This is a genomic window from Pseudomonas sp. IT-232MI5 (assembly GCF_949767845.1).
GTDB lineage: Bacteria > Pseudomonadota > Gammaproteobacteria > Pseudomonadales > Pseudomonadaceae > Aquipseudomonas.
Map to the genome: position 1 here is coordinate 293,868 of NZ_CATKQE010000033.1, position 20,999 is coordinate 314,866.

General features: G+C 58.9%; 16 protein-coding genes and 1 pseudogene. 9 read left to right on the forward strand and 8 right to left on the reverse strand.

From position 1 onward, the window contains the following. Window positions 1-9: 9 nt before the first annotated feature. The 3 genes and pseudogenes from ACM6JQ_RS17270 to ACM6JQ_RS17280 all read right to left on the reverse strand — a co-directional run bounded on the left by ACM6JQ_RS17270 (window position 10) and on the right by ACM6JQ_RS17280 (window position 2,985). On the reverse strand, window positions 10-726 hold the full coding sequence (locus tag ACM6JQ_RS17270) for a helix-turn-helix transcriptional regulator (RefSeq protein ID WP_414894301.1): 717 nt from the start codon (window positions 724-726) through the stop codon (window positions 10-12). Between the two features lie 191 nt (window positions 727-917). Further along, complete coding sequence (gene speB / locus ACM6JQ_RS17275; protein WP_095112098.1) at window positions 918-1,877, reverse strand: agmatinase; 960 nt, start codon at window positions 1,875-1,877, stop codon at window positions 918-920. 16 nt (window positions 1,878-1,893) lie between these two features. After that, window positions 1,894-2,985, reverse strand: a pseudogene (locus ACM6JQ_RS17280) (polyamine ABC transporter substrate-binding protein). Window positions 2,986-3,084: 99 nt separating this feature from the next. Between ACM6JQ_RS17280 and ACM6JQ_RS17285 the strand changes: the two are divergent. The 4 genes from ACM6JQ_RS17285 (at window position 3,085) to ACM6JQ_RS17300 (ending at window position 6,802) form a co-directional block, all read left to right on the forward strand. After that, complete coding sequence (locus tag ACM6JQ_RS17285; RefSeq protein WP_007917400.1) at window positions 3,085-3,978, forward strand: LysR family transcriptional regulator; 894 nt, start codon at window positions 3,085-3,087, stop codon at window positions 3,976-3,978. Window positions 3,979-4,195: 217 nt separating this feature from the next. After that, on the forward strand, window positions 4,196-5,662 hold the full coding sequence (locus ACM6JQ_RS17290; RefSeq protein WP_077572736.1) for a nucleobase:cation symporter-2 family protein: 1,467 nt from the start codon (window positions 4,196-4,198) through the stop codon (window positions 5,660-5,662). A 67-nt stretch (window positions 5,663-5,729) separates the two neighbouring features. Next, on the forward strand, window positions 5,730-6,203 hold the full coding sequence (locus tag ACM6JQ_RS17295; protein WP_123375315.1) for an LEA type 2 family protein: 474 nt from the start codon (window positions 5,730-5,732) through the stop codon (window positions 6,201-6,203). Between the two features lie 53 nt (window positions 6,204-6,256). Then, window positions 6,257-6,802, forward strand: a complete 546-nt coding sequence (locus ACM6JQ_RS17300) for a GNAT family N-acetyltransferase (RefSeq protein WP_414894302.1) — start codon at window positions 6,257-6,259, stop codon at window positions 6,800-6,802. Between the two features lie 136 nt (window positions 6,803-6,938). Here ACM6JQ_RS17300 and ACM6JQ_RS17305 read toward each other — a convergent pair whose 3' ends face one another. Further along, a complete protein-coding gene (locus ACM6JQ_RS17305) occupies window positions 6,939-7,862 on the reverse strand; it encodes a carbon-nitrogen hydrolase family protein (RefSeq protein WP_095112094.1) in 924 nt (307 codons plus the stop codon). A gap of 84 nt (window positions 7,863-7,946) precedes the next feature. Between ACM6JQ_RS17305 and ACM6JQ_RS17310 the strand changes: the two genes are divergently transcribed. After that, the gene (locus ACM6JQ_RS17310) at window positions 7,947-8,855 is read left to right on the forward strand and encodes a LysR family transcriptional regulator (RefSeq protein WP_007917410.1); all 909 of its coding nucleotides are present in this window, start codon (window positions 7,947-7,949) and stop codon (window positions 8,853-8,855) included. A gap of 4 nt (window positions 8,856-8,859) precedes the next feature. On the opposite strand, the gene ACM6JQ_RS17315 is transcribed toward ACM6JQ_RS17310, so the two are convergent. Next, entirely contained in the window at window positions 8,860-9,114 is a 255-nt protein-coding gene (locus ACM6JQ_RS17315) for a hypothetical protein (RefSeq protein ID WP_007917411.1), read from the reverse strand. Between the two features lie 154 nt (window positions 9,115-9,268). Between ACM6JQ_RS17315 and ACM6JQ_RS17320 the strand changes: the two genes are divergently transcribed. Then, window positions 9,269-9,586, forward strand: coding sequence for a DUF883 family protein (locus ACM6JQ_RS17320; RefSeq protein WP_007917413.1), 318 nt, complete (start codon window positions 9,269-9,271; stop codon window positions 9,584-9,586). A gap of 179 nt (window positions 9,587-9,765) precedes the next feature. Here ACM6JQ_RS17320 and ACM6JQ_RS17325 read toward each other — a convergent pair whose 3' ends face one another. Further along, window positions 9,766-10,806 carry an Ldh family oxidoreductase gene (locus ACM6JQ_RS17325; RefSeq protein ID WP_123375364.1) on the reverse strand — a complete coding sequence of 347 codons (1,041 nt, stop codon included), beginning with the start codon at window positions 10,804-10,806 and terminating at the stop codon, window positions 9,766-9,768. A gap of 230 nt (window positions 10,807-11,036) precedes the next feature. On the opposite strand from ACM6JQ_RS17325, the gene ACM6JQ_RS17330 reads away from it, so the two are divergent. Further along, on the forward strand, window positions 11,037-15,911 hold the full coding sequence (locus tag ACM6JQ_RS17330) for a dermonecrotic toxin domain-containing protein (protein WP_414894303.1): 4,875 nt from the start codon (window positions 11,037-11,039) through the stop codon (window positions 15,909-15,911). Between the two features lie 65 nt (window positions 15,912-15,976). Here the strand turns inward: ACM6JQ_RS17330 and ACM6JQ_RS17335 are convergent, their stop codons facing one another. Further along, window positions 15,977-16,246, reverse strand: a complete 270-nt coding sequence (locus tag ACM6JQ_RS17335) for a PepSY domain-containing protein (protein ID WP_042705002.1) — start codon at window positions 16,244-16,246, stop codon at window positions 15,977-15,979. 152 nt (window positions 16,247-16,398) lie between these two features. On the opposite strand from ACM6JQ_RS17335, the gene ACM6JQ_RS17340 reads away from it, so the two are divergent. Continuing rightward, window positions 16,399-17,400 (forward strand): FecR family protein, encoded by a 1,002-nt coding sequence (locus ACM6JQ_RS17340; protein ID WP_414894304.1) that lies wholly within the window; start codon window positions 16,399-16,401, stop codon window positions 17,398-17,400. Window positions 17,401-17,456: 56 nt separating this feature from the next. On the opposite strand, the gene ACM6JQ_RS17345 is transcribed toward ACM6JQ_RS17340, so the two are convergent. Then, on the reverse strand, window positions 17,457-19,802 hold the full coding sequence (locus tag ACM6JQ_RS17345; RefSeq protein WP_414894305.1) for an acylase: 2,346 nt from the start codon (window positions 19,800-19,802) through the stop codon (window positions 17,457-17,459). 815 nt (window positions 19,803-20,617) lie between these two features. On the opposite strand from ACM6JQ_RS17345, the gene ACM6JQ_RS17350 reads away from it, so the two are divergent. Next, the gene (locus ACM6JQ_RS17350) at window positions 20,618-20,995 is read left to right on the forward strand and encodes a hypothetical protein (protein WP_007918105.1); all 378 of its coding nucleotides are present in this window, start codon (window positions 20,618-20,620) and stop codon (window positions 20,993-20,995) included. Window positions 20,996-20,999: the final 4 nt, after the last annotated feature.

The window sequence follows — 20,999 nt, forward strand, 5'->3', positions numbered from 1 at the left end:
AGCGCTGCGTCAGTTTTTGTCAGGAGTGAAGCGCCCACTTTCGTCCAGCTGCATCTGCTCGCGCCAAGTGCGTAACAGGTCGCTGCGCCGTCCCGGATAACTGTCGCCCTGACGGCTGGCGGCGCCGATCCGGTCAGTGCGAAATGTACGGTAGGCGCCGCGCAATTCGCACCACGCAACGATGATCCGCACCTCATTGAGGAAGCCCAGCGCCAAGGGCCAGATCAGCCGCTGACTGGGCACCTGTTGCGCGTCGGCGTAATCGATGTGCAGTTTGGCCTGATCGCGGATAGCGTGGCGGAACACGTTCAACGGCACGGCGTTTTGTGGAAAACCATAACCCGGCGGGCCCGGCATCACGGTGGGATTACGCAGCGCTTCCTGCGCTTGTGGATCGAGCACTGCGGCAATTTTCGCCAGCGCATCCGCCGCTGCTTTGCCGAGGACTTCATCACCGCGCTGATCGACATAACGCAAGCCGAGGACGATGGCTTCGGTCTCGTCGGCGTTGAGCATCAGCGGGGGCAAAAACAGGCCGCTGCGCAGCACATAACCGATCCCGGCTTCACCATGGATCGGCGCGCCGAGGGCGGTCAGCTCAGCAATATCGCGATAGAGCGTGCGCTCGGACACATCCAGCTCGGCGGCCAGCGTTGCCGCCGTCACCGGGCGCTTTTTGCCGCGCAGCACTTGCAGCAAAGTCAAAAGACGAGTGGTACGCGACACGATGGTCAGGCTCAGCAGGGAAAGTGATCGCAGCTTAGCAGAGGCTAGTGTCAGAAAATGGCAGGAGCCTTTGCTGAAAATGTGGGAGCGAGCTTGCTCGCGAAAGCGGCGGATCCGTCGACAAAGATGTTGGCTGAAAAATGACGCCTTCGCGAGCAGGCTGGCTCCCACAGGGAGTACGCAGTGTTGCGTCAAATATCGACCTTGTGTCGAGCGGCGTAGAGGCAGAGCATTTCCATCGCCAGTGTGGCGGCGGCCAGTGAGGTGACGTCGGCGTGATCGTAAGCCGGGGCAACTTCCACCACGTCCATGCCGACCAGATTGATCCCGCGCAAACCACCGAGAATTTCCAGCGCTTGCACGGTGCTCAAACCGCCGCAGACAGGCGTTCCGGTTCCGGGTGCAAACGCCGGATCCAGGCAATCAATGTCGAACGTCAGGTACACCGGGTTATCGCCAACCCGGGCGCGGATCGCTTCGACAATCGCTTCGCAGCCACGGCGATGCACCTGTCGAGCATCCAGCACCTGAAACCCCATGTGATCGTCATTGGTCGTGCGCAAACCGATCTGCACCGAACGTGCCGGATCGACCAGACCTTCGCGCGCCGCGTGCCAGAACATGGTGCCGTGATCGACGCGTTTACCCTCTTCATCCGGCCAGGTGTCGCTGTGCGCATCGAAATGAATCAGCGACAGCGCGCCGTGCTTGCGCGCATGGGCCTTGAGCAGCGGATAGCTGATGAAGTGATCACCACCAAATGTGAGCATGGCGCTGCCGGCGTTGAGAATCTGTTCGGCGTGGGCTTCGATGCGTTCCGGGACGGTGTGTGGCGAGCCGTAATCGAAATTGCAGTCGCCGTAATCAATCACCGCCAGATGATCGAACGGGTCAAACGTCCACGGCCAGTGGCGCTCCCAGGCAATCCCGGTGGAAGCCGCGCGAATCCCCCGTGGCCCGAAACGTGCGCCGGGGCGGTTGCTGGTGGCCGTGTCGAACGGCACGCCGCTGACCGCGACATCGACGCCGCGCAGGTCACGGCTGTAGCGCCGGCGCATGAAACTGGTGATGCCGGCGTAAGTGCTTTCGGCGGCGGTGCCATAAAGTCTGTCACGGGTCAGGGCCTGATCGTTTTGCATGGGCACATCCATCGTGGTGCTCCTGTTGTTATTGATGGCTACGGAAAGTGGTCCACAGACGCGTGCGCTGACGCATGTCCTTGAGGCTCATGCTGCGATCGGCATACAGCCGCGCGCGCACCTCGCTGGGTGGGTAGATGTCGGGATCGTTGCGCACGGCGTCATCCACCAATGGCGTGGCAGCCTGGTTGGCGGTGGCAAAAAACAGCGTGTTGGTCAACTCGGCCACCGAGTTCGGCCGCAGCATGAATTCGATGAACGCCCGCGCGGCTTCGGGGTGCGGCGCGTCTTTGGGGATGGCCAGATTGTCTTGCCACACCAGCGTGCCTTCTTTGGGAATGCGATACGCCACTTCGAAGGGTTTATTGGCCTTGTGTGCCTGATCAGCGGCCATGCTTGCGTCGCCGTTGTAGGTCAGCGCAAGGCACACGTTGCCGCTGGCCAGGTCATTGATCTGCCGGCCAGTGGCGACGTAGAGCACCGACGGCTGAAGTTTCTGCAACAACGCTTCGGCGGCGGCCAGATCGTTCTTGTCCGTGCTGTAGGGATCTTTACCCAGGTAATGCAGGGCCAGTCCGATGACCTCCTGCGGCGAATCGAGGATCGCGATGCCGCAGTCTTTCAGCTTGCTGGCGTTCTCGGGTTTGAACAGCAGATCGAGGCTGTTGAGCGGCACATCGGGCAAGCGCTGCTTCACCGCCTCAACGTTCATCCCCAGACCCAAGGTGCCCTAGGTGTACGGCACGCCGTAGCGATTGCCGGGGTCGACGGCGGCCATTTTTTCCAGCAGGTCCGGATCAAGATTGGCGTAGCCCTTGAGGCCGTCGTGGGGGATTTCTTTCAGCGCACCCGCCGCAAGTCCTCGCGCCAGAACGCTGGACGACGGCACCACCACGTCATAGCCGCTACCACCGGTGAGCAACTTGGTCTCCAGCACCTCGGAGGTGTCGAAGGTGTCGTAACGCACATGGATACCGGTTTCCTGCTCAAACCGTTGCAGGGTTTGCGGTGGCACGTAATCGGCCCAGCTGTACAGATTTAGCGTTTTGTCCTCGGCCTGCGCCTGAAGAGCCACGGACAACAGCAGCGCGGGGAAACACAGCTTGAACACGGGAGCCATGACGAACACCTGACCGGAGGAAGTGGTTGCAGAATGCGCGGTCCGATACATTAGAAAAATAGCCGAATAATTATCCTGACTTTATTCCGGAGTAATGTGATGTTGGGTCAACTGCACGACGTCGATTTGCAACTGTTGCGCCTGTTTGTGCGGGTGGTCGAGTGCGGTGGTTTCAGCGCGGCTCAAGGTGATCTGGGCCTGAGCCAGTCAAGCATCAGTCAGCAAATGGCCAAACTGGAAACCCGTCTCGGCTATCGTCTGTGCAGTCGCGGCAAGGGCGGTTTCAGCGTCACGCCCAAGGGCGAGCAGTTGCTGATTGCTGTGCGCACGTTGTTTGAATCGATTGAAACCTTCCGCCATCAATCCAACGGCGTCGCCGGGCGTTTGATCGGCGAAGTGCGCTTGGGGATCTCCGAGTCGGTCGATCAGTCGGTGTTGCAGCGGGTGGCGGTGGCGATCCGCCGCTTTCGCGAGCGTGATGAATCTGTACGCATCGAATTGATCAGTGCCATGCCCGGCGAAATGGAACGCCTGCTGTTGCAACAGCGACTGGATCTGGCGATCGGTTATTTTTCGCAAGTGCAAAGTGCCTTCGACTATCGCCAGTTGTTTAGCGAAACCCAGCATTTGTACTGTGCTGCCGGCCATCCGTTGTTTACCGATGCAGCGCCGAGTGATGCAGCCTTGCAGGCCTGTGACCGAGTCGATCACCCCTATCGGTTTTTGCGCAGTGACGAACCGTTTCAGGGCAAGGTCTGCTCTGCGCGGTCGGAACAGGTCGAGGGTACGCTGACGTTTATTTTGTCGGGTAAACATGTCGGCTATCTGCCGGATCACTATGCGCGCAGTTGGCAAGCCAAGGGCCTGCTGCGGCCAATCCGCGAGGGCGAGTTGAGTTTCGAGGTGGCGTTTCATCTGGCCCGGCATCGGGCACAGGTGCCGGGGGATGCGCAAAAGGCGTTTGAAGAAGATCTGCTCGCAGCCTTCTCCTGATACATCTCGCTGTAGGAGCTGCCGCAGGCTGCGATCTTTTGATCTTAAAAGATCGCAGCCTCGTTTCACTCGACACCTCCTACACAGCCGTCTACCGCTAGCGGCCAATAAAACCTGACCTTTCAGGCAGTTATTGCTCGTTGCCCTCGCCGCCCTCTTCCGGCATCCTGCGCCTCCATTTTCTGACCCGGCCCCGCCTCGCGGCGCGCAAAACACCATGACCGCCTCTGAAAAAGCCCCGCGCAACAACGACCTGATCTATGGTCTCAACGACCGCCCGCACCTGACTGCCACCGTGTTTGCCGCGCTGCAACACGTGCTGGCGAGCTTCGTCGGCATCATCACTCCGACTTTGATCATGGGCGGCGCCCTCGGTCTGCACAGTGAAATCCCCTACCTGATCAGCATGGCGCTGTTCGTTTCCGGCCTCGGCACCTTCGTCCAGGCCAAGCGCTTCGGCCCGGTCGGTTCGGGATTGTTGTGCCTGCAAGGCACCAGTTTTTCCTTTATCAGCGTGATTCTCAGTGCCGGGTTCATGGTCAAGGCGCGCGGTGGTGGCACCGATGAAATTCTCTCAACGATCTTCGGTGTGTGCTTTTTCGCAGCCTTCATCGAAGTGGTGCTGAGCCAGTTCATCGGCAAACTGCGCATGCTGATCACCCCGGTGGTCACCGGCACCATCATCACGCTGATGGGCCTGTCGCTGATCAAAGTGGCCATGACCGACATTGCCGGCGGCTTCGGCGCGCCGGATCTGGGCGCGGCCAGCCATATCTTTCTGGCAGCGCTGGTGATCGGCACCATCGTCGTGCTGAACCGCGTCGACGTGCCGTTTCTGCGCCTGGGCGCGATCGTTATCGGCCTGACGCTGGGCTATGTGGTTGCGTGGCTGATGGGCACGGTGGATTTCGCCTCGATGCCCGAGGTGCCGCTGGTCAGCGTACCGGTGCCGTTCAAGTACGGTTTCAACTTTGACTGGGTGGCGTTCGTGCCGGTGGCGGTGATTTTCCTCGTGTCGCCGCTGGAAGCTGCCGGTGATCTGACCGCCAACTCGATGATCTCGCGACAACCGGTCAAAGGCCCGCTGTACATCCGCCGAATCAAGTCCGGCCTGCTCGCCGACGGCCTCAACTCGGCCATGGCGGCGGTATTCAACAGCATGCCGATGGTGACCTTCGCGCAAAACAACGGCGTGATTCAACTCACCGGTGTGGCCAGCCGCTACGTCGCCTTCTTCATCGCCGGTTTGCTGGTGCTGCTGGGGCTGTTCCCGATGATCGGCGCGGTGCTGCAACTGATGCCGAAACCGGTACTGGGTGGCGCCGAACTGGTGATGTTCGGCACCGTCGCGGTGGCCGGCATCAAGATCCTCGCCGAGGCTGGCCTGCATCGGCGCAACATGCTGATCGTGGCGATTTCGCTGGGCATGGGCCTGGGCATCGCCGCTGTGCCGGAAGTATTGCGCGAACTGCCGCAAGCGCTGCGCAACATCTTCGAATCGCCGATCACCGTCGGTGCGTTGTGCGCTATCGTGCTGAACATCTTTCTGCCAGAAGAATTCATCGAGCTGGAAGAAGACGATTTCGACCCGGAAGCTTCTATCCTTCAGGTCATGGAAAACCCGGACATGCCGGCCAAAGGTGAACCTGCCCCGGCGGCGGCTGTCGCACAGTTGAACCGCTAACGTCTGGCCTTTGATAGAGAGGGCTGAGCCGGTGACGGTTCAGCCCTTTTTTGTTGAGAGACCGTTTATGCGCCGTTTCCAAGCCGTCATGCTGTCACTGCTTCTGCTGTCCCTCAGCGCCTGTGCGCTTTTCCCCAACCGTGATCCGGTGAACATCAACGTGGTCGGCCTCGAACCGTTGCCGAGCCAGGATCTGGAAGTGCGTTTCGCCATCAAGATTCGCGTACAGAACCCCAATGAGACGGCCATCGACTACAACGGCATTGCGCTGGATCTGGAGGTCAACGGCCATTCGCTGGCCTCCGGCGTGAGCGATCAGAGCGGTTCGATCCCGCGTTTTTCCGAAACCATCGTCACAGTCCCCGTCAGCATCTCGGCGTTCTCGGTGCTGCGCCAGACTCTTGGCCTGAGCCAGACGCAAACCCTCGATAACCTGCCCTATGTGCTGCGCGGCAAGCTTGCCGGCGGTCTGTTTGGCACCATGCGCTTTGTCGACAGCGGCAAGCTCAGCCTGCCCAAGGCCACTGCCGCTACCTGGTAAAAATGCGCTAGCCTGCTTCGTTCCTGAAAGACACGCATGGAGGCTGCAGGTTTATGGAAGACATACCGACGCTGTACACCGAACGACTGATCCTGCGCCCATTGCAACTGGCCGATGCCGAAGCCGTGCAGCGCGAATTTCCGCATTGGGACGTGGTGCGTTATCTGAACGCGGCCGTGCCATGGCCGTATCCGGAGGACGGTGCCCTCGCCTATCTGCGCGACATTGCCTTGCCAGCGGTGGCGGCAGGCAAGGAGTGGCATTGGACGATTCGCCTCAAGGCCGCACCCGAACAGTTGATCGGCAGTATCAGCCTGATGGATCAGGCGGACAACCATCGCGGCTTCTGGCTGGCGCCGGCGTGGCAAGGTCAGGGCTTGATGACTGAAGCCTGTGCGGTGGTGACCGATTACTGGTTCAACGCTCTGCAACGCCCGCTGATGCGCGTGCCGAAAGCAGCGCCGAACATCGGCTCACGCAGAATCTCGGAGCGCGCGGGAATGCGTTTGATTCGGACCGATGAAGACGATTTCGTCGCTGGGCGTTTCCCTCGGGAGCTTTGGGAAATCACCCGCGAAGAATGGCAGCAACGCCACTGATTTCCAAGACACACTACCGATCCATTGTAGGAGCTGCCGAAGGCTGCGATCTTTTGCTTTTGTTTTTTAAGATCAAGATCAAGATCAAAAGATCGCAGCCTTCGGCAGCTCCTACAGGGGTTACCAAGGCAGTGGGTTAGGTGTGGAAGCGCACCCCGGGTTTGGCGCGTTCATCTACTGACAGCTCAAACACATCCGGCCGCGCATAGTGGCCGACCACATCGTAGTCATAGCGCGCACGCACCAGTTCATCGGTGTCGATTTCAGCCGTGAGCAAGCCCGCCTCACCGCGCAACGGCCCCGCCAGCACGTCGCCCATCGGCCCGACAATCACGCTGCCGCCGGCAATCAAAGGTCGATCCGCCGGCCAGTTGGCAATCTCGACACCCAACGCCTGAGGCGATGCCTGCACCTGGCACGCACTGACCACAAAGCAGCGGCCTTCATGGGCGATGTGACGCATGCTGACCTGCCACATTTCACGCTCGTCCACGGTCGGTGCACACCACACTTCAATGCCTTTGGCGTACATCGCCGTGCGCAGCAGCGGCATCATGTTTTCCCAGCACACCACGGCGCCGAGCTTGCCCACCTGGGTGTCGAACACCGGCAAAGTCGAGCCGTCGCCCTTGCCCCAGATCAACCGTTCGGTGCCGGTTGGCATCAGTTTGCGGTGTTTGCCGACGAGGCCGTCCTGCGGGTCGAAATACAGCGCGGTGCAATACAGCGTGCTGCCAGAGCGTTCAATCACGCCGATCACCAGATTGGCCCCGGTGCGCGCCGACAGACCGGCCAGCGCTTGCGTCTCGGCCCCCGGCACATCGATCGCATTGGCAAAATAACGGGCGTAGGCTTCACGCCCTTCAGGCAGGCGATAACCCAATTGTGTGCCGAAACCCTCGCCTTTCGGATAACCGCCCAGCAGCGCTTCCGGCATCACTACCAGCGCCGCGCCGGATTCGCTGATCGCGCCTTCCCAACTCAAAATCTGTTCCAGAGTGGCAGCTTTGCCGTCGGGCAATGCGCCGATTTGCAGCGCGGCAACAATCGATTTGGCCATTACGGGGACTCCTTCAGGTTCAGTGGTTGCCGATTCTGCGGCGCCACGCGATCATGAATAAAGCCCCAATTGCTGCTTAATGATATGAGTCAAATGAATATCGCCACGGTCGACCTCAATCTGCTGAAAGTCTTTGAAGCCTTGCATGAAGAATCCAGCGCCAGCCGCGCGGCGTTGCGTCTGGGCGTCACGCAATCGGCCGTCAGCGCGGCGTTGCGCCGGTTGCGTGAGGTTTACGGCGATCAATTGTTCGTGCGCACCGGGCGTGGGCTGGCCCCGACGCTCAAAGCCAATCAATTGAAACCGGTGGTCAGCGACGCGCTGAACAAATGCCGACAAAGTCTGGCGATGGTCGACCCGGCGGCCAATCAATACGAGGGTCGCTCGGTTACCGTAGGGCTGTCGGATGACTTCGAGATCGCCTACGGTCGCCGCCTGATCGAGGAAATCGCCCGCATCGCACCGAAGCTGCGGGTAATCTTCCGACAGACGCATAGCCAGATCGTCGCCCGCGCGCTGATGGAACGCAGCATCGATCTGGCGATTACTGCCGGTGGCTTTGCCGAGCGCTTGCTCAGCCGTCAGGTATTGGGCGAAGGTGGATATGCGTGCCTGGTCGATCCGGCGAGCCTTGCGCCTGGTCAGCAACAGATTGATCTTGAGGCGTTCGTTGCCCGCGAGCACATTCTGGTGTCGTCCGGCGGGTTTATCGGGATTACCGATGAGGGGTTGGCGGCGCTGGGACTGAGCCGGCGAGTGTGCGCCTCGACCACACATTTCGCCGCGCTGCCGTATCTGCTCAAGGGCAGCCGGGCGGTGGCGACGATTCCGACGCATGCCGCCGAGAGCATCGCCGCACTCAGCGGTCTGGCGCTGCTGCCCTGCCCGCTGAAGTTGCCGCGTTATCCGATCGAACTGGGCTGGCGCACCAGCACGCAGATCGATCCGGTGGTGGTCAAAGTGCGTGAAGCGATTGCCACGACGTTCAGTTGAAGCGTTACTTGTTGGCGGCCATCAGGCGATTGACTTCACTGCGTACCATGTTGGCGAACTCCGGCGGCGACATGCCGTCCAGTTCCGCGCGGACCCACTCGGCCCATTTGCCTTTGCGCTTGCCGCGCTCGCCGAACAAACGCGCGGCTTCGCCTTTGGCTTTGCCCAGATTGTTCTGCCAGAGTTCGAACAGACGGGATTTCTCGTCTTCCAGCGCAGCGCGCTCTGCAAGGGATTTGTCGGCCAGATTGAAACTCATGGGGAATTATCCTGCTGCGTAAAATGGCGACATCTTACACGCTCGACGGAAATCTCCCGCGCAGGTTTTTATTTCTGACCTAAATTCAGTGCAACTTTTCAGCAAGCGCCACACTCCATTGATCACTGTCCATTCAACTGCAAGGAGTCACCCAATGGCCCGCAAATCCGCCGTGCAAGCCGCCGAAGACCAAATCAAGGATCAGGCCTTCAGCGAACTTCAGGCTCTGATTCAAGAGTCCGACAAACTGCTCAAGAGCAGCGCCTCACTGGTCGGCGAAGAAGCGGAAACGCTGCGCGGACAAATCGCCCTGAAACTGCAACAGGCGCTGGATTCCGTGTCGAGCGTGCGTGATCGCACCAAACCAGCGGTCGATGCCACCGAAAGCTACATCGGCGGGCACCCGTGGCAGACCGTGGCGATCTCCGCCGGTTTCGGCCTGGTGGTCGGCTTGCTGCTCGGCCGTCGCTGAGTCAAACGCGCACGAAAAAGGCGAACCCACTGGGTTCGCCTTTTTTATGCCTGCCGGTTTTTTTCTGTTCAGATCCTGAATTCAGCTCGGTATTCCACGTCGGCGTACCTCGCCCATTCACCTCACCCTAGCCCTCTCCCCCCGGGAGAGGGCTAGGGTGAGGGGCCTTGGCTCTTTGCTCACACCCCCGCCAGTTCGCGCAACTGCGCCAGCGTCTGCGCGTCCAGCACAATGCCCTCAGCCAACGACTTACTGCGTTGCCAATGCCGACGATCCCCCGGCAAACGCTTGAGCCCGACACTGTGCATCTGGCGCACCAGTTCGCCACTGCGTTCGGCAAAACCCTGCCCGGCGGCTTTGCTCGGGTCGATGACAATCAGCAACTGCCCGGTCCACGGCGTTTTCGCCCCGGGATGATTGGACCAGTCGAACTCGAAGGAAAAATTCCCCCCGGTCAGCGCTGCGGCCAGCAACTCGACCATCATCGACAGCGCCGACCCCTTATGACCACCGAACGGCAACAACGCCCCGCCCTCAAGAATCGCCTTGGGATCCTGAGTCGGCTGACCGAGGCTGTCCACGCCCATCCCGGCCGGCAGCCGCTCACCTTTGCGCGCAGCGATCTGCACGTCGCCATGGGCGATCGCGCTGGTGGCCAGGTCGAAGACAATCGGCGCGGCGCCGGCCCGTGGCGCGGCGAACGCAATCGGGTTGGTGCCGAACAGTGGCCGGTCGGCGCCATGGGGCACCACGCAGGTCATGCTGTTGACCACACTGAGCGCCACCAGACCTTCATCGGCGAAAGGTTCGACATCCGGCCACAGTGCGGCGAAGTGGTGAGAGTTGCGAATCGCCAACACGGCAATCCCGGCGTTTCGCGCCTTCTCCACCAGCAGCGGCCGGGCGGCAGCCAGTGCCGGTTGGGCGAAACCGTTGCCGGCATCGACACGGACAAATCCCGAGGCGACATCTTCGACGTGCGGCACCGCGTGCCCGTTGACCCAGCCGCTGGCCAACGTCGAGACATAACCGGGAATGCGAAACACGCCATGGCTGTGAGCGCCGTCGCGCTCGGCCCCGGCGCAGTTGGCGGCCAGCACTTGCGCGACGTCGGCGGAGGTGCCGTGGCGCAGGAAAATCGTTTCAAGCAGTTGCGTCAGCGCTTCGAGCGATAACGAGGACGCGACAGCAGAGGACACATGATCGTGTGGCGCAGACATCTGAAGCTCCAGAATGATTATTGGAGGGAACAACAGCGTACGGACGACTTGCTCGTCGATTAACCACGGCGGAGCTGTCGGCTGTCAACCCTTCGATCATTCGGGAGTGATTGACGCCCTTCCCTGCACATTTCAGCTCGGCACGTGCGGTAACTATGTACCGCCTGCGCGCTGAACTGCGTACCTATTCTTGAGCCCCCGCCCAAGGCGCCTGCATTCAGAGCTCAATGATGTCTAGCCCCACTGCACCTTTATTGTTCCCCGACATTCTTAAATCCCCAGGCCTGCATGAGGGCTTCCGTCTGGCCCACGGTCTGAACAGCAAAGATTTCTCTTGGCTCGCTCATGTGCAACTGGCAACCCATGCGCTGCGCAGCGAACAAACCCCGCCGATGCTGGCCGAACGCATTCTGTTAAACGCCGACAAGCAATTGGCTGTGCCGCTGGCCGGCAGTTTTATTCTCAGCGCCGGGCCGGATGACAAGGGCGTGTTTCTCTATACCCCCTACGATGGCCTGAAAAAATACAGCGATCACAAGGTGCTGACCGAAGCCTTGCAAGCGCGCCTCGACAACGCTGACGAAAAGGATGATCTGCTTGCCTTTCTCACCGTGTCGCTGCGCAAGGAATTGGTGGAGAAACGCAGCTTTACCCTGACCCGTGAAACGATCGAAGGCGATGTATTTGACGATCAAAAAGCCGCGATCAGCCAATCTCAGGAGACCTGCGGGCGCGACCAGCTGGATGAACTCAAACGCCTGCCTTCGCTGACCACCCTGCTGGAAAAGATTCTCGATGAACTGCTCGAACCTCACTTTGCCGGTTTGCAGCAGTCGCGCACCCGGGTCAGTTTTTTCGCCGACACCGCCCCACTCTCCGGGGATGTCAGGCAATGGGTCGATTCGCTATCGCTGAGTGAAGCGCTACTGCTGTACTTCCGCCGTCATGGCTGGCCGCGTGGTCAGACAGCTGAATTTTCCCATCCCGCCCGCGCAACCCGGCCTGCTGACCAGATCGCGTGGGCAGAAGCGATCAAATCCGCGGCGGGAAAACTGACCATGCTGTTGTTTCGGCAACTCGAGGCCTACTGGAATGCCGCCTCATTCGAGGGCTCGCCCAGACGCGCATTCTTCAGCCAGACACTGCAGGATCAGGTGCGTGCGGATTTGATGATCAAGCGCGAAACGGAAATCCTCTCTGCCGCTGAGTTCGACGCATTGCACTGCTTGATTCGGGAACCGAATGTCGCTTTCCAGCGACCCACCTTCGAAACCGTGTGCTTGCGCGAGGAGAGCACCTATGTCGAGTTGGCCGGCTCGCTGATGATCAACCATGACAAGGCCTATCTCTACACCCCCACGCAAGGCTTTCAGGTTCTCACCGACTACGCCGATCTGAAACAGACGTTGACCGCCAAACTCAATGCCGCCGGACATGAGGACGAGCTGTACGGCCTCATGAGTATGGAGGAGCGCAATCGCTATCTTGGTTTCACCAACGCCCAGGTGTCCGGTGAAAACATCGGCGGCGAGATCATTGCGACGCTGTTTGAGGCAATCCTCACCAAACAGCGCCAGAACGTTGAATACGTCTTGCAACTCTTTCGCCAAAGCGAGCGCACGACTGACATCCATGCGCTTTTCGACAAGGCGCTGGATGTCCGCGCACTGATTCACGAGCGTCTGCTCAAGCTTGACGTCAACGAACGCTGGAGCACCCGCCCGCTGTTTTCCAGCGCACCACCCTCCTCACTCGTGCAGGCCGACAAGGCTGGGCAATTGGCGACAAAGCTGGAACGCACCCTGGATAATCTCACCAGCCACTTTAAAAATCAGCCGACCACGAGCAGCACTGAACAACGCGCCTTTCTCGAAGATATTCGATGGAAACTGGCGCAGGCTTTCGAGGACGGCCTGCGTGGAGAGGCACAGATGAGAAACCTCAGCGGGTCCTGGCTGCCGGCCGAGCGAACACTAGTCGAAACCGTGTTCGACGCAAAACACGCAACACGCATGGATCGCCAGTCCCTCAATGGCTTCCGGCCGGATGCATGGTCGCTCACTCTCACCCGCACGGGCCAAAGTGAAGTGATGTCGCTCGCCCACTGCGTACTCCTGACCGAACGCGGAGGCATGGATGTCAAGCATTCCGGGCGTGCCATCCTGTGGACCCCAGCCATGGGCCTGGAATCGTTCGACGACATCGCCATTGCGCAAAAGCAAATGCAACGACGGCTCGACGACAACAACCAGAATCAGACGCTGCTGGAAAACCTGCCACCGAAGCAACGGCAACTCGATCAGCCATACACTCTGGGTACCTTCCAGCTGATTGAAGGCGATGTGTTGAACGATCGCATGCAGTCGGCCATTGAACATTTCCTCGACCATTGCGAGCTATTACGCGTTTGCATCAAGGACAAGGACACACTCGCTAACTTCCTGAGTCAGATGAAAAACACCGTCATCGATAGCAACTTGCGCCGGGCCATTGAACTCGCGCGGGCCATCGTCCGTCGGCTCGACTATCCAGACTGGTTACGCATGGCCCCGGTCACCGAACAACACACGCAACTCGCCCTGCTGGATGAACTGCGGCGCAGCTTTATCGATGGCAAGGATTTTCTCGAGGGCGTCCCTCCGTTAGCTACCTATGTCGAGCAGACGCTGAAGACCCTGCTCGACGCCAGATTCCCGAACAATGGACTCAAACCCCAGGAGATCCAGATCACACCGAATCTGACGCTGGCCGGCCCTGCGTGCAATCTTCTCGATTTTGCCTTGCATCACTACAACATCGTGCAGGGCACCGGGTTCAAGGTTGCCTCGAACACAGCCACCGCGTTACCGAAGCACCTCAATCAGACTGCCGTGCAGCAACTGCTGCAATCCCTCGATATCACCACCACCTACACGCAGAAAGTGACGCAAGCGCTGTCAGCTGACAGTGCCTCGGCACGCACCAGCAAAGCGCGCTTTTTACGTCAATTGCCCTGGCAGTTGATGCAGCACGCGCACTCGCTGAAGTTGCAGCAACAGCTGTCAGAAAGCGGCTACGACTACATTTGCCAGGTTCTGGACATGCCGGACGGGGTGGCGCGTGCCACAGTCAAGGACGCCCACGCCATTGTCTGCCCGCTGTTATTGAACAAAACCACGGGCGCCGCTTTTGTCGAGGCCCTCGGACTTTATGTGATCGGGCCGGGTGCAGGACAAACAGGTCCACGGGTGCTCTACGCGCCTTACTCCAAATACGTTTTTCGCGAATTCGATAATGAAGCGCAGTTGATTGATGCGTTGAATACACCGGGGCACTTCCAGGATCTGATCATTCGACGTTTGCCCTCAGCGCAACAGGCAGGCTTCAGGAATCTATTGAAAACAACGATCGGCAAACCGACTGAAATCAAGCTGCAAAGCACTGCCATTAACGGCAATCTACTGGAGCGATTGCACAAGGACACGCTCAGCCTGTTGCCGCAGTTGCTCAGTTGCCAGCCGCAGATCAATGCGCATTCCGACTGGGAAGCGGCGAAGTTTCTATTCAGCCACGGTGTCCGTCTGGTCCCCCATCTGTTGCCGGGGAAACTCGCTTCTTTGTTTTTTCTCTGGAAGAGTTACAAGGACTTCAAAGAGTCTGCCGAAGACCTGCAGGAGCACCATTGGGCGAACGCCCTGAAAAGCTTCATTGCAGGAGCGATCTCCCTGTTCAGTCTGGGTCGTTTATCCTGGGAAACAGAGGTGGAAGAGGAAACAGCCGAATTTGCCACTGAAACGCAGGCGCCTGGATCGACGGCTGCCGCAAGCGGCGCGACGACAACGGTAAAAGCCGCCGCTCGCTGGGCAAAAGTCGCACCCGTTACGGCCTCTCGCATTAATCTGCAACGCTTTGAAACCACCACCGCTCTCGAGAAGCTGAAGCTTGAGGACAATAAACTTGTTTATAGGGATTCGTCGACGGCACAAAAATATGCGGCGATTGCCGGCAAGGTCTATCCGGTGATCCAGTCTGAAAAAACCTGGTATTTGCAGGTAAAGGACGGCGGGCAAGGGCCGGCGCTTGAACAGAAGAACTCGAGACTTGTAATTGCCGGCGCCGACAAGTCGGCTCGTCGTTGCCGGTCAAAACAACGCAACAGCGTGCAAACCGACATCGAGCGCAGCCGCTCAATAATGATGCACATCCAGGCCAAAGGGATGGCACAAATCAACCGCCGCTATCCCGCCAGAGCCTTCGTGATTCAGCAAGCTGTCGGTCGGGCGAGAGACTATGCGCTGAATTGCCTGCACAACTTCGTCATAAATCGCGACAACCTGGGTGGCACTCGAGTTGAAACATTACTCAAACACTTTTTCGAAGTTTCGCAAATCACACCCAGGCTACTCAGAAAAATCGAACAGGTGATCATTCCCCTTTGCCGTGAGTTAACTGATCCAAAAGATGACTTGCTCTATACGGAACGCTTTTTCGCGGGCCTGAATGCGCGGTATGGCGACGATACGGTTGCATTTGTTTTCAAGGAAGACAAACGAAAGGTCGTCCACTTCACCGAACTCTTTTTTAATCCGGGGCTGCATGCCTACACCGCTTTTCTGCCGCCCAGGTTCAATATTGACTCTCATGCTCGCGCGATCACGCTGATCCATGAACTTTCGCATTTAGTCTGCGACAGCGACGATTTCGAATCCGTAGAGGCGATGGGGCCATTTCCCCAACTTATCGATACATCAACCGCAAACGGGCTACTTCTCAAAGCTGATATTGATCGGCTGCGTAAGTCCTTTTCCCGTTCCACCCCATTTTCGCAGTTGTTCGCAGAGAAGAGTACGAAGGGTGTGTGGGTGGGTCTGGATCAGTTGCCGGAGCGCGCCAATGAGTACAAAAAAATTCTCAGTCTGACAAAAACCCAAAACCTCGCAGATGCACGTAAAGCCTTTCGCAGTGCGGTTTCTGATGAAGCACGCGTTGATGTGATGCTGGCCAACGCCGACTCGATCGCGTTGCTCATCAGCGAAATGGGCCGGGAACTGGACCCGCTTCCGGTCCCCATACCTTTACCGGCGCCAACTTCAAGTCAGACAGGATCCTCATCTGCTTCGCCTTGACGACTGGAACAAAAAAATACGCCGGCTAGAAGCCGGCGCATTTTCACACGTTGCATTCGGGTTGGTTAATCCTTCTGATCACGCAACACATTGCCCGACGCCCCGTCGATACGGAACTCGTAGACAACGCCATCAGCCTTGCGCCCCTCGCCTTTCCAGTAGCCGTTGTTGTCGGCCTCGATCTCATAGACCTCGACATAACCGGCCTTGGTCTTGACGATCTCGATGGCTTTTTCGATGGTGATCCAGCCAGCGCCCGGCCGATCGGCCAACGCTGCGCCAGCGCTGAGCAAACTGGCGGTGGCAATCAACGCTGCGATTGTCTTTTTGATCATTTTTTCACTCCATTTGTGGATAGTGTTCATTAGCGTCCTGCTTTTTGGGTGCCGGAGCGAAAAATAAGTTCCAATTTGATGGGTAAATGCCATGACGGATGTTCTCGGTCACTTCCCGACAAGGTTAGAATGTGCGAAATCAGGACGAGTCAATGACCCAAGACACCCTCTCGGAAGCCGAATACGATGCGATCACTGATGCCGCCGCGCATTGGTGCATGCGTGTGCACGCCGCCGACTGCACAGACGGAGAACGTCTCGCATTCAAGCAATGGCACGACGCACATCCACTGCATGCCTTCGAATATGAAGTCATGCTGGAAATCTGGGAAGTGGCTGAACACTTGCCTCGCCCGGAATCGGCGTCATTCGTGCCAGCGCCTCGACCTTCGCGCGCATGGCGTCAATTCGCTGTTGCCGCCGGTGTCTGTGCACTCGCCCTGCCACTGGCCGCTTACACTGGCTGGAACCTGGGCTGGCTGCCCGACAGCTATGAACATTTCGCCGCCACCGATAATGTCCGGCAGGTCACGCTGAGTGATGGCAGCCAGATCGAACTGAACCTGAACACCGACCTGACCTTCAGCAATTACAAGGACGAACGCCGGGTCACCCTGAAAAAAGGTGAAGCGTTCTTTACGGTCAGTCACGACATGTCCCACCCGTTTGTCGTCCGCGCAGGCGAAGGTAAGATTCGAGTCACGGGAACACGGTTCAACGTCTGGATGTATCAGGATCAAGTGCGCGTGAACCTGATCGAAGGTTCGGTGCTGGTCACCAGCAATCGTTCATTACCGGGCGATGGCTTGCGCCTTGGCCCGTCGATGCAGGCACGTTACAAACAAGGCGACTACATGCCACAGATCAGCCAGACCTACGCCAGCGACACGTCACTGGCGTGGCGCAATGGCAAACTGGTGCTGGATAACCTGGCGTTGAGCGAAGCACTGCCACTGATCAACCGTTATCTGAGCAATCCACTTGAACTGGCTGATAACAGCACCGGTTCGATTCGCGTGGGTGGCATCTACAACATCAAAGAGCTGAACAACCTCGCCAACAGCCTGCCCAAGGTGCTGCCGGTCTACCTGAGCCGTAACAAGGAAGGTAACCCGGTGATCAACTCGATACCGCAACAGCCACCAAAAAGCTGAAGGCCGCACCCCTTGCAGGATGCGGCCTTCAGGCTCGATGCAATGAACGCTTGTACTTATTGAGCGGCGACTTTCCCCACCTTGTCCAACGTCGCGCGAACAGTCTGCAGCTGATACTGCGGATCAGCCTGAATCTGCTGTTCGGTGAACGGCAGCACACTCCACTGCTTCTTCGAGAACGCCTCGGTCTGATCCCGCGAATACTTCGATGCCGGATCGCTGGACAGCGAGAACGCCAGTAGCCCTTGGGCGTGCGGGCCTTTGTCGTCAAAGGTCACGACTTGCAGGTAGCTGGTGCCACTGACCACTTCGAGTTTGCCGTCCTCACGGGGCACGCTCTGGATGGCGTTGTAGATCCCGAGAGCAGCCGGCCCGCCGTGAATCGGCGTCTGTTGCCCGCCACTGCTGACCACTTGGATATCACCCCAGCGGGTTTGCGGCGTGAGGCCCATTTTTGTACTCGATTCGACCGACGCCAACATGGCCGCACGCAACGCCTTGGCCACCGCTGGCTGCTCGACTGCCAGGCCACGCGGAGTGTGTTGCGCATCCTTGGGATCGAACGCCACGCGCCAGACATCCGGCGAAGCCTGCAATGCCTGCATGATGTTCTGGAAGTGCACCAGGCCCACGCCCGAATCAAGATTGGCGCGGCCATCCCAGGCCTTGAGGCTGACGCAAACCGGTTTGAGAGCCTGAGCGTCGGCGCCGAGGTCAGCGGCACAGAACTTCAACAGATCCGGCACCACCTGCGTTGCCAGATACACCTGGTCGTCCATCACCATTTGCTGCAGATCCTTCACCGCCAACGGCCCTTTCTTGCTCAGTGTGCTCAAACGCTCCAGAGCAAACCGGGCGCGCAAGCCCAGCGGCTGGCCATCCTGACTGATCAACGGCGAGAAACCGGTGAGCGGCTGCGCCGGGTTGGCCAGCCATGCCGAGTCATTGGAGTGCTGGACAAAGTCCTTGCGCAGCAGTTGCGGCAGTTGGCTGGAGGCATAAATGCCTTTCTGCGCCGCTTGCGGGTCGATGTCCCACGCGCAGGCACTGTTGGAGCCGTCCAGCACGATCATTTGTGTGCCGATACGCGGGTCGCTGCACTTGGCCAGTTTCTCGGCGTTGACGTTCGGCACCACCGACAGGTTCATGTACAGCGTCTGGCCTTTGTCATCGACGGCCAGGGTGTTGACCCACGGAATCCCCTGAATCTTGTGCACCGAATCCTGCAGTTCTTGCAGCGTCTTCGCCTGATTCATCGTGTACCACTGGTTCAACACCCGATCATTGTCGAGGTTGGCGTCGCGCAGGCTATAAGCGAACTGATTGTCCCAGTCGAGCTTGCCCGGCCATTGCACAATCGGCCCGAATTGCGAGCTGTAGACATCACGCGAGACCGGAACCACTTGCCCGTCGGCCTGTTTCACCTGCACGGTGACGGTCTGCTTGTTCAACGGCAGGGATTTGCCATCGAGCAGATAGCGTGTGGAATCCTTCGGATCGAGTTGCAAACGATACAAGGTGAAGTGTTTCGATGAATCGACCGTGTGCGTCCAGGCCAGGTGCTGATTGAAACCGATATTGATCATCGGCAGGCCCGGCAATGCTGCGCCCATGACGTCGAGTTTGCCGGGAATGGTCAGGTGCATCTGATAGAAGCGCATGCCGCCGACCCAAGGAAAGTGCGGGTTAGCCAGCAACATCCCGCGGCCATTGACCGAGCGTTCACTGCCCACTGCGACAGCGTTACTGCCACGGTCCAGGGCGAAGCGCTGCTGACGTGCGTCAGCCAACTGATAGGCCTGCACGTTTTGTTCGATTGCGGCGCTCGCATGCGGCGGTGTAGCACCGACCAGGGCCTCGGCGAACTGGCCGACACCGCCCTCGACCAACAGACGGCGGGTCAGCTTCACCAGATCTTCCGGTGCAATCTCTCGCACCCACTCACCCTGACACTGTTGCGGCAAGCCTTGCGGACGGCGCTCGGCCAGATAACGGTTGTAGCCGGCGGCATAGCCCTCGACCAGATCACGCACCTGCGCAGGTTGCGCCTGCCAGAAAGCCTTGACTGCTTCAGGCGTATTGAGCCAGGTAAAAAACACGTCGCTGACGCGGTTTTCGCGTTGCTCGACGGTGAACTGATCCGGACCGAAGTAACGGGAACGCTGGCCATTGACCGTCACGATCTCGTTGGCCAGCAGGCACAGATTGTCCTGGGCATAGGCATAGCCAATGCCAAAACCCAGCCCGCGCTCGTCTTGCGCGCGGATATGCGGCACGCCAAAAGCAGTGCGGCGAATATCGGCGCTGACGTCCGTGGCCGGGCTGAACGCATGGGCCGAACCACTCAAGCCAAAAACCACGCCGGCCAAGGTCAGTCCGGTTAACTGTCTGGAAATTATCACGCTCGCTCCTGATCGACATGCCAAAGAGCGGATCTGACGCTGACGCGGACCCGCCTTGGAAACACCCACGCGTCCACGCGCAATGAGCCTGTCGAAGAAACGAAGCCGAAGAAAAAAATTTAGGCTCGCCGCGTAATCCCCGAAAGCACAATCAAAAGCCCCTCACCCTAGCCCTCCCGAAACGTCGGACCGCCCAGAGGGAGAGGGAACTGACCGAGGTGATTGGTAGAGGTACGCCGACATGAAATACCGAGCCGCACTCAAATTCGCAAGCAAATCAAAAGCCCCACCCACCCCGCTTCTCACCACTCAACAGGATGAGCGTTAGCTCGGCTGCAGCTCTTGATCTTGCCGTGCTGGCCCCTTCGGCAGGCTGAGTGGAGGGATTTATCCGGGGGTGGGAGCGCAGCGACCGTTCGACGAAGTCGAATACATCGAGAGGAGGTGCAGCGAAGCAAACCGTAGGCGATGCCCCCGGATAGATCCCGCAACGAAGGCACCCGAGCCACGGCGAGGGCCGAACGCCGGGGCCCAGACCTTTGGTTCCTTTGGGGCGTTTGCCAAAGGGACTCGCTGTAAGAGCGAAACCGCCAGCCGCAACACCCAAAACAACGGATATTCACCCAAAACCCCAAGAGCCTGGTCGGCCCAAAGGCCGCCAAGCCCAAAGCGATCTCAAGCCAGAATCACAAGAAAAAGACAAACCCCCGACAAATTTTCTACATTTTTTCTTTCATGATTTGTCGTGCTGATACGTCTTGTTTAAAGAGCGCAAAAAAACCTTTCCCGATCAGGCTCTGAAAAGGAGTAATCGCATGTACAACTCGCAACTACCAACGGACGGTAGCCAGGCCCCCAAAGGAGCTTCCATGAGCCCACACGCGAGCGATTTCGGGCAACGCGTCGAGCGTCACGGCAACGAACGCATCCGTTTGCTGCTGAAAAGTTTCGGGCTGCGCACCAGCCTGATTCGTCTGAAAGTCATTGATGCCCTGCTGGTCGCCGCACAAAGCGAGCGGCGTCTGGGTGTGCGCGGCGTCCACAGCCAATTGCTGGATCTGGATATCCCGCTGTCCTTTCTCAGTGTGCGCGAAGTGCTCAAGCGTCTATGCGCCGAAGGGGTGATCACCTTCAATGAAGACAAGAGCTACAGCCTGCATCCACAGGCTGCGGCAGTCCTCAACAACGATTGATGCG

Coding starts and splice junctions, on each gene's coding strand:
- ACM6JQ_RS17285 (WP_007917400.1), top strand. CDS start 3,085: ATGTTGGGTCAACTGCACGACGTCGATTTGCAACTGTTGCGCCTGTTT.
- speB (WP_095112098.1), bottom strand. CDS start 1,877: ATGGATGTGCCCATGCAAAACGATCAGGCCCTGACCCGTGACAGACTT.
- ACM6JQ_RS17320 (WP_007917413.1), top strand. CDS start 9,269: ATGGCCCGCAAATCCGCCGTGCAAGCCGCCGAAGACCAAATCAAGGAT.
- ACM6JQ_RS17310 (WP_007917410.1), top strand. CDS start 7,947: ATGAGTCAAATGAATATCGCCACGGTCGACCTCAATCTGCTGAAAGTC.
- ACM6JQ_RS17290 (WP_077572736.1), top strand. CDS start 4,196: ATGACCGCCTCTGAAAAAGCCCCGCGCAACAACGACCTGATCTATGGT.
- ACM6JQ_RS17315 (WP_007917411.1), bottom strand. CDS start 9,114: ATGAGTTTCAATCTGGCCGACAAATCCCTTGCAGAGCGCGCTGCGCTG.
- ACM6JQ_RS17300 (WP_414894302.1), top strand. CDS start 6,257: ATGGAAGACATACCGACGCTGTACACCGAACGACTGATCCTGCGCCCA.
- ACM6JQ_RS17350 (WP_007918105.1), top strand. CDS start 20,618: ATGTACAACTCGCAACTACCAACGGACGGTAGCCAGGCCCCCAAAGGA.
- ACM6JQ_RS17330 (WP_414894303.1), top strand. CDS start 11,037: ATGTCTAGCCCCACTGCACCTTTATTGTTCCCCGACATTCTTAAATCC.
- ACM6JQ_RS17325 (WP_123375364.1), bottom strand. CDS start 10,806: ATGTCTGCGCCACACGATCATGTGTCCTCTGCTGTCGCGTCCTCGTTA.
- ACM6JQ_RS17335 (WP_042705002.1), bottom strand. CDS start 16,246: ATGATCAAAAAGACAATCGCAGCGTTGATTGCCACCGCCAGTTTGCTC.
- ACM6JQ_RS17305 (WP_095112094.1), bottom strand. CDS start 7,862: ATGGCCAAATCGATTGTTGCCGCGCTGCAAATCGGCGCATTGCCCGAC.
- ACM6JQ_RS17295 (WP_123375315.1), top strand. CDS start 5,730: ATGCGCCGTTTCCAAGCCGTCATGCTGTCACTGCTTCTGCTGTCCCTC.
- ACM6JQ_RS17340 (WP_414894304.1), top strand. CDS start 16,399: ATGACCCAAGACACCCTCTCGGAAGCCGAATACGATGCGATCACTGAT.